This is a genomic window from Mesorhizobium sp. M1E.F.Ca.ET.063.01.1.1, from assembly GCF_003998155.1.
Classification (GTDB): Bacteria; Pseudomonadota; Alphaproteobacteria; order Rhizobiales; family Rhizobiaceae; genus Mesorhizobium.
In genome coordinates this window covers 1-4,841 of the sequence record NZ_RZSC01000448.1, presented here as the reverse complement: position 1 = coordinate 4,841, position 4,841 = coordinate 1, and the positions used below count along the sequence as shown (strand labels likewise).

The 4,841-nt window shown below is 63.9% G+C and carries 6 protein-coding genes; 5 read left to right on the top strand and 1 reads right to left on the bottom strand.

The window, feature by feature from the left end; all coding sequences use genetic code 11:
* Window positions 1–687, top strand: a 687-nt coding sequence (locus EOA29_RS25060; RefSeq protein WP_127221763.1) for a nicotinate-nucleotide--dimethylbenzimidazole phosphoribosyltransferase, incomplete at its 5' end; no start/stop codon positions are given.
* Here EOA29_RS25060 and EOA29_RS25055 read toward each other — a convergent pair.
* Window positions 684–2,204 carry a HAMP domain-containing sensor histidine kinase gene (locus EOA29_RS25055; RefSeq protein WP_127221762.1) on the bottom strand — a complete coding sequence of 507 codons (1,521 nt, stop codon included), beginning with the start codon at window positions 2,202–2,204 and terminating at the stop codon, window positions 684–686. The two genes, EOA29_RS25060 and EOA29_RS25055, sit on opposite strands and share 4 nt — an antisense overlap.
* A 76-nt stretch (window positions 2,205–2,280) precedes the next feature.
* Between EOA29_RS25055 and EOA29_RS25050 the strand changes: the two genes are divergently transcribed.
* The 4 genes from EOA29_RS25050 to EOA29_RS25035 form a co-directional block, all read left to right on the top strand.
* Window positions 2,281–2,904 (top strand): thermonuclease family protein, encoded by a 624-nt coding sequence (locus tag EOA29_RS25050; RefSeq protein ID WP_127221761.1) that lies wholly within the window; start codon window positions 2,281–2,283, stop codon window positions 2,902–2,904.
* A 116-nt stretch (window positions 2,905–3,020) separates the two neighbouring features.
* On the top strand, window positions 3,021–3,632 hold the full coding sequence (locus EOA29_RS25045) for a glutathione S-transferase (RefSeq protein ID WP_126093919.1): 612 nt from the start codon (window positions 3,021–3,023) through the stop codon (window positions 3,630–3,632).
* A gap of 10 nt (window positions 3,633–3,642) precedes the next feature.
* Window positions 3,643–4,278, top strand: coding sequence for a uracil-DNA glycosylase family protein (locus EOA29_RS25040; RefSeq protein ID WP_245464675.1), 636 nt, complete (start codon window positions 3,643–3,645; stop codon window positions 4,276–4,278).
* A gap of 108 nt (window positions 4,279–4,386) precedes the next feature.
* On the top strand, window positions 4,387–4,841 hold a 455-nt coding region (locus EOA29_RS25035), incomplete at its 3' end, for an Lrp/AsnC family transcriptional regulator (RefSeq protein ID WP_145969784.1).

The following is a 4,841-nucleotide window of genomic DNA, read 5'->3' as shown; positions in this document are numbered from 1 at the left end:
AACCAGGTCTGCATCGCCAACGACCTCGGCCTGAAGGTTTTCGATCTGGCGCTTGATATCCCGACGGGAGACATCACCGAGGAAGCGGCGCTCGACGAGCGCGGCTGTGCCGCCACCATGGCCTTCGGCATGGAAGCCGTCGCCGGCGGCGCCGACCTTCTTTGCCTGGGTGATCTCGGCGTCGGCAACTCCACGATCGCAGCCGCGTTGTGCGCGGCGCTGTTCGGAGAAGAGGGCGCCGACTTGGTCGGGTCGGGATCGGGCGCGGATGCGGCAATGATCGCGCGCAAGGCGAAAGCCGTCGATCGGGCGCTCGCCTTTCACGGCGCCAGCCTCGGCGATCCGCTCGAAGCCTTGCGCCGGGTCGGCGGCCGCGAGTTCGCGGCGATCGCCGGCGCCATTCTTGCCGCCCGCATGCAGAAGATCCCGGTACTGCTCGACGGGTTCGTGGCAACGGCTGCCGCCGCAGTTCTGCACAGGGTCAATCCCGCCGCGCTCGACCATTGCCTGCTCGCCAGTCTGTCGCCCGAGCCCGGGCATGCCAAGGTCGCCGATCGGCTTGGGCTCAGGCCACTGCTCGATCTTGGCCTCAATCACGGCGAAGGGGTCGGAGCAGGGCTGGCGGCCAGTCTCGTCAAGGCAGCAGCGCTCACCAGTTCCGGTATGGCAGCAGCGGTCAGGCTCTAGCGCCTGCGCGCCGCAACCTCCTTGGTCGGCAGCGCCGGCAATTCCTCCATCACCCGGCTCAGCGGGAAAATGGCGATCGCCTCGGTGCCTTCGCGCAGCTTGGAGTGAAGCTCGAACTCGCCGCCATGCATGTCAAGCAGCCCCTGCACGATCGGCAGACCGAGGCCGGTTCCCTGTTCGGCGCTCTTGATGGCGATCGAGCCCTGGCCGAAGGCGGAAAGCACCACCGGAATTTCCTCGTCCGGAATGCCCGGGCCGTTGTCCTTGACCGAGATGTACTGGCCGCCGCCCGCCGTCCAGCCGACGCGGACACGGACCTCGCCTCCCGACGGGGTGAACTTGATCGCATTGGACAACAGGTTGAGCGTGATCTGACGGATTGCCCGCTCGTCGCCAAACAGGCGCGGCAGGGTGGTCTCGAACTCCTGGATGACGCGAATGTCCTTGTTGCGGGCCCGAAGCTCCATCATGTGGCAGCAGTCCTCGACGATCGTCACCAGCGCCACCGGCTCCTCGTTGAGCTGGTAGCGGCCGGCCTCGATGCGCGACAGGTCGAGGATCTCGTTGATCAAGTCGAGCAGATGCTGTCCGGATTCATGCACATCATGCGCGTAGTCGCGATAGGTCGGGTTGTTCATCGGCCCGAGGACTTCATTGGCCATCACTTCGGAGAAGCCAAGGATGGCGTTGAGCGGTGTCCTGAGCTCGTGGCTCATCGAGGCGAGAAAGCGCGACTTCGCAAGATTGGCGTCTTCGGCGCGCCGCCTGGCCTCGTCGGACATCGATTTCGCCGTCTCCACCTCGGCGATCAGCGCGTCCTTTTCGGAGCGGAAGGAGAGCACCATCCACGAGGCCTGGTTGAGATGGCGCGCGACATAGCCGAAGAAGGGCAGGGCGGCGACCAGGAGCGCCGCCATGATCCCCTCGATCGGCATCCACAGGCGTATAACCGTATAGACATAGACCGCCACGGGAACCGCGAAGGTCGCGAGCAGTGCGCCGCTCAGCGACGACGCCATGACAGCAGTCGTCCCCATGGCGACCAGAAGCACCATGGCCTTGACGACGTGGAACTGGTCGACCTGGCACGTGTGGCAGCCGAGCCAGGCGAACCAGGCCCAACCGAGGCCGCACAGCGAATGGGCGATCAGGAAATCGCGGCGCGTTTGCATCGGGTCGAGCTCGGACGCTTCCGTGCGCTCGACGCGCCGCGCCATGAAAGCGACGATGGTGTAGCAGAGCAGGGTGAAGAGAGCCCAAACGGCAACCTGGTTGCCCAGGCCGGCAAAGCGGGCGATAGCCGCCACGGCAAGTACGAGCAGCGGTATGGCGATCGCGCTGACCATCATGGCGCGCGCATGCAGCTTCAGCAGTTCGCGGTCGAAGTCGAGGCTGCCGGCCTGCTGGGAAAGACGGTCACGCGTCCTGCGCACCGCGCGCGCCACATCGCTGTTGCGATGCGGTTTCCTGCGGTCCACAATGAATTTGTCCGCTGTGTCCGAGCGTAGCAGAGGCATGCAAGTTCAATTTCCGCGCGCAGCGATTTTCAAGTTCGTTAAGCTACGTTCGAATGATTAAGAGACTGTTTGCCATATGAGCCGTTCCTGGTCGCGACGACCGCGCCGGCGATATGTTCCGCGGCCGCCGCGCAGCCTTTGGCGCAAGCTGCTGGATTATGGGCTGACCGCGGTTCTGCTTGGCCTGTTCATTTTGGTGGCGGCGCGGCTCGACCGTTTCGAGACGCGCAAGGAGCAGGGCACTGCCATCGTCATTGACGGCGATTCGATCACGCTGGGAACAGAGCGCATCCGCATGCGCGGCATCGACGCTCCGGAATACACGCAGACGTGCCTCAAGGACGCCGCCGACTACCCTTGCGGCAAGCTCGCGCGGCAATCGCTGGTGCGGCTGATCGCCGGCAGGCCGGTTTCCTGCAGCGGCTGGCAGCGCGACCGTTACGGCCGGCTGCTCGGCGACTGCAAGGCAGGCGAGACGGACCTCAACCGTGCTCAGGTCCAGGCCGGATGGGCCGTCGCCTTCGGCGACTTCGAAACCGAGGAGGCCGTTGCGCGCGCCGCCAAGGCCGGCATCTGGGCAGGCTCCTTCGAGGAGCCGCAGGACTGGCGCGACAGCCACCACGATCAGCCGGTCGAAAGGAGGCACGGCACGTTGGCTTCGCTCGGTGATGCGCTGCGCGAGCTTGTTCGTTTCTGGTGATGACGTCCTGGCGATGCTCTGTTTGATGCATGTCGTTCTCCCAAAACCGCTGCGCACTTTTGGGCGACATGCATTGAAGCCCGACCTATGATCGAGCGAGAGATCGGGAGAATGGAATGAAGCTGTTCGATGGCGGCCGCGCGCCGAACCCCAGACGGGTCCGGGTCTTCCTGGCGGAGAAGGGATTGACCGTTCCGCTGGTGCCTGTCGACATGGGCGCGCTGGAGCATCGCGAGCAGCCCGTGGCGTCGCGCAATCCACTGCGGCGGTTGCCGGTGCTCGAGCTCGACGACGGCACCATCATCACCGAATCCATCGCCATCTGCCGCTACTTCGAGGAATTGCATCCCGAGCCCGTGTTGTTCGGCAAAGGCGCTCTCGGCAAGGCCAAGGTCGAGATGTGGCAAAGGCGCATGGAGTTCAACCTCTTGAGCTGCGTCGCCGCCGCCTTCCGGCACATCCATCCGGCGATGAAGGAATGGGAGGTGCCGCAGATCCCCGAATGGGGCGAGGCCAACAAGCCGAAGGCGATCGAATTCCTGTATCTGCTCGACCGCGAGCTGGCGGACAGGGAATTCGCTGCCAGCGATGCCTATTCGGTCGCCGACATCACCGGGATGATCGCCATCGACTTTATGAAGCCGGCGCGCATCAAGGTGCCGGAGGATTGCACCAACGTATTGCGTTGGTACGGGGCGCTGACAAGCCGACCGAGCGCTACTGCCTGAGACCCGCGTTTTGGACGAACTGCACGGCACAAGTGGAGAACTGGAAAGCCTGACGGCGAGGGTGCGGGCCTGCCGCATCTGCGTCGAGCATCCGCGCGGCCGGCCCTTGCCGCACGAGCCGCGCCCGGTGCTGAGGCCATCGTCGAGCGCTCGCATCCTGCTCGCCAGCCAGGCGCCGGGCACCAAGGTCCACATCTCGGGCATGCCGTTCACCGACGCCTCCGGAGATCGTCTTAGAAGCTGGCTCGGCGTCACCAGCGAAGAGTTCTACGACACGGAAAAATTCGCCATCGTGCCGATGGGTTTCTGCTTCCCTGGCCAGGACGCCAAGGGGGCCGACCTGCCGCCGCGCCGTGAATGCGCGCCTGCATGGCGAGCCGAACTGATGGCGCTGATGCCGCAAATCGATCTGGTGCTGACGATCGGCGGCTACGCGCAGTCCTGGCACATGGGCACGGCGCGAGGGCCGTCGCTGACGGAAACTGTCAGGAACTGGCGCGCTGTCTGGGATGCGCCGGCCAGCCGGAAAGTGTTGCCGCTGCCGCATCCATCGTGGCGAAATACCGGCTGGCTGAAGAAGAATCCCTGGTTTGAAATGGATTTGCTGCCTTTCCTGCGGTCGGAAATCCGCTATCGCATCGGTTAGGCATCCGGCAAGAAATCACTCGCTTTTGCCACCGTCGGCAGAATTTCTTTCTTGTGAAAGGCCCAGATAAAAGGGAATATAGCGAAACTATTCCCCTGGAGTCTCCCAATGGACCGCCTTGACCGAAAAATTCTCCGCCTCCTGCAGGAGGATGCGACACTTGCGGTCGCCGATGTCGCCAAGAAAGTCGGCCTGTCGACCACGCCGTGCTGGCGGCGCATCCAGAAGCTCGAGGAAGAGGGCGTCATCAAGCGGCGCGTGGCCATTCTCGACCATGAGAGGGTGAATGTGCGCGTCACCGTCTTCGTGTCGATCCGCACCAATTCGCACAGCCATGAATGGCTGCGGCGTTTCTCCGAGGTCATCCAGGAATTTCCGGAAGTGGTCGAGTTCTACCGCATGAGCGGCGACGTCGACTATCTGCTGCGCGTGGTGGTGCCCGACATCGCTGCCTACGACGCCTTCTACAAGCGGCTGATTGCCAAGATCGAGATCCGCGACGTGTCGTCGTCCTTCGCCATGGAGCAGATCAAGTACACGACCGAAATCCCGCTCGACTACAT